Consider the following 1,340-nt stretch of genomic DNA (forward strand, 5'->3'; position numbering starts at 1 on the left):
GGATCTGAGCCGGTGTTCAGGTCGGTCACGTCGACTGTACCGTCTGCGGCCTCGACGACGCCGTCACCCGCCGGCAGATCGCAAAAAACGATATCGAGCGCGGGGTCGGAGAGGACCTCGGCGACCGTGTCTCCGTCCGGGGCGACGTGTACCGACCAGGAGCCGATCCCGTCCGGAACTCCGGGGGTCGTCAACGAGTCTCGGACGGATCGCGCACGTTCCGCGGTCTCCAGCAGGAAGGCGACGGTCACGTCGCCGCGATCGGTTACTTCGCGCCGCAGTCGGTTCTCATACGCCGTGGACGTCAGGACCGAATTCCCGGCCGGAATCGGTTCTGTCGCGGGGTCTGAAGGGCGCTCCGTGTCCCCGTCTGACCAGCCAGACCTCGCCAACCCGACCGGCGCGTCAGGCCGTTCCGAGCCGTCAGTCCCGCGGACGCGAACCGGTGCCAGAAGGCGAGCGAGATGCGGGAGCAACTCCGCCCCCTCGGGTGATGGCCGCAGGACGGCCTCGGTCGACCACGCCGGCGCGTACGGCGCGACGGTCTCGGGGTCGACCTCCAGGTACTCCATCAGCCGCTCGCTCATCGACAGGTCCGCGAGGTTCGGCGGGTAGAACGGGAGTTCCGAACCGACCTGCTCGTACTCGTATCGGTCCGACGGGACGTAGCCCTCTGTCCGGGCGAGCGTGTCGAGGAAGAACCACGTCCGGAACAGGTCCTCGACCCGCCGTTCGAGCGCGTCGCCCTCGGTCGGGAGCCGCTCCTCGTACCCCGTGTCGAGTCGGATCGCCGGCGCCTCGCCCGTGACCATCCGGGCGCCGAGGTAGTACGACAGCGTCGAGAGGCGGTACACGTCGGCGTACGTCGGGCGGACGACGACTTCGACCCCCGTGTCCGGGCCCGTCAGCTGGCTGGGAATATCGAGCGCGTCGCCTCCACGGATCCCAGACACCGCCTCCGTCAGCGCGACGGGGTCGTCCGGGACCGTGATCGTCGCCTCGGGCCGAGTGTGGAGCGACCGCCCCCCGACCGTCACCGTCCGCGCGCGGTCGAACGCGAGTTCGACGGGTTCGGGACCGGCCATGCCGGTCGCCGCGATCTCCGCATCCTCGATCCGCAACAGCACCTTCGTCACCCCGTTGATCTCGACGCAGTAGTCGCCGTGCGGGAACTCCGCCGGCTCATCGAGATGGGCCACGAAGTCGCCGTTCGCACTCCGAACGTTCACTGCCGAGTACTCGGCGATCGATATCGACTCCGCCTCGAAGCTGACCGCCCGGTCGACCGGGAGGGGGAACAGTTCCGGAAGCGCCGGCGAGAGGTTCGGATCTCGGTCTAC

Annotated in this window: 1 pseudogene; it reads right to left on the reverse strand. The window is 68.9% G+C overall.

The features are described from left to right. Nucleotides 1-1,340 (reverse strand): annotated as a pseudogene (locus U4E84_RS17525) (hypothetical protein); the annotation flags it as partial.

The organism is Halorubrum sp. AD140 (assembly GCF_034497445.1).
Taxonomy (GTDB): domain Archaea; phylum Halobacteriota; class Halobacteria; order Halobacteriales; family Haloferacaceae; genus Halorubrum.